The following is a 1,738-nucleotide window of genomic DNA, read 5'->3' as shown; positions in this document are numbered from 1 at the left end:
GGTGGTAACGGCGGTTGGGTTTTCCGCGGTTCGGTTTTCCGAGATTTTCGACCTTCCAATGACTTTCGGCTTTCGTCTCAGTAAGTGAGGCTGAAGTGCTGGGAGTCGTTGCCGGTGCCGCCGTTCTCGTAGGTGAAGTAGTAGTCGATGGCGTCGCCGGACGAGAAGTCACCGACCACGTAGTCGGGGGTCGTGTCGAGCGTGTGGGTGTCGCCGCTCTTGTTCATCCGGTAGTTGTACTGTGACCCACCGTTAACGGTGTAGTGAACGTCCACCCAGTTCGACCCGACGTTCGAGACGAACGTGAACGACAACTCGTCGACGGTGGAGTCGCTGTCCGATCCGTCGATTCGACTGACGCTCTGGTTGAAGTCGCCGCTGCCCGACGAGTTCGTCGTGACGCTCACGGTGTTGGACGCGCTCGACTCGTTGCCCGCGCCGTCCACGGCCGTCACGGAGAAGTCGTAGGTCGTCCCGCCGGAGAGTCCGGAGACCGTCGTGGACGTGGTACCCGCCGAGACGGTCCCGTTCTGCGAACCGTTCACGTAGACCGCGTAGTGGTCGAGTCCCGACCCGCCGGTGTCGCTCGCGGCGCTCCAATCGAGATCGACCGACGACGTGGTGTGGCCGGACGACGAGAGGTTCGACGGTGCCGACGGTGTGGTCGAGTCTCCCGAACCGCCACCTCTGCTCCCGCCGGTGCTCGAATTCATCGAGTTGGCTCCGACGGAGAGCGACGTACCGTCCGAGAAGTTCACCGTGATGGCCGTGTTCCCGCCGTTGTAAGCGACGTAGGTCTTGTCGCTCCCGCTCCCGAAGACGTACGCCAGCGGATAGTCCGCGGTGACCGACGGGTTGGGGTTGCCCATGCCGTCGATGGCGTAAATCCAGTGGTACGTGTGCGCTTTCGTCTCGCCCGATTCCGGGGTGTAGGAGCCCTTCTTGGCTTGGAACATGCTCTTGGCGTCGCTCGGGTTCGAGAACACGCGGTAGTTCCACATGATGTCGGGCCAGAGGTTCCAAGCGCCGCCGTTGTCGTCGTTGGCCACCGCCTCGGAGTAGTTTCGCTCGGCCAAGTCGGCGTCCCAGCCGAGGTACAGCGAGTGACCGGCGTACGGCAGGTAGTTGATGCCGTGCACCGCCTCGGCGTCGGCGTTGAACCACGTCGCGTAGGAGTACTTGTCGCTCCAGACGATACCCGCCGTGTCGTGACCCCAGGCGTCGGGTTGGTTCCCGTCGTCCACGTCGAACCAGTACTCCATCGCGGAGATGACCTCGTGGGTGTAAAGGTAGGCCGCCCAGTTCAGCATCTCGTCGTTGTCGGTGTACACCGCCCACTCGACCATCGCCCCGTAGGCGTTGATGGCCTCCGAGGACGATTCCTGGTCGTTGCCGTCCGCGAACTCCGCGGTACCGGCGGCCCACGAGTGGCCGCCGAACGGGCTGAAGTTCCACAGGAACGGGAACGAATCGGCGGGATTGGTCGCGGGTTCCTGTGCGTTGGCGCGGTTCGGCCGCTCCCAGTTGGCGAAGTCGCGGACGATGAGGTCGACCATTCCGCCCCAGTTGCCGTCGTCGCCCCACGAGTCGTCGGTTCGCGAGAGGGCGGCGGCACCGCGGACGAAGTAGCCGTAGTGGAAGTGGTGGTCGTTGAGGCCCGACGCCGACCCGTACGAGTCGGGGTAGCCGATGAACGTGCCCTAACTGTCGTCGTAGTAGAACAGGTTCGAACTCTCGC

The 1,738-nt window shown here is 63.7% G+C and carries 1 protein-coding gene; it reads right to left on the bottom strand.

Annotated features, from left to right (window positions below; all coding sequences use genetic code 11):
• Positions 1-77 precede the first annotated feature (77 nt).
• Positions 78-1,691 (bottom strand): glycosyl hydrolase, encoded by a 1,614-nt coding sequence (locus tag WBV42_RS17790; RefSeq protein WP_423987214.1) that lies wholly within the window; start codon positions 1,689-1,691, stop codon positions 78-80.
• Positions 1,692-1,738: the final 47 nt, after the last annotated feature.

This window comes from Haladaptatus sp., assembly GCF_049589095.1.
GTDB lineage: Archaea > Halobacteriota > Halobacteria > Halobacteriales > Haladaptataceae > Haladaptatus.
Note: the sequence above shows the minus strand (reverse complement) of the source record. Positions and strands in the feature narration are given on the sequence as shown.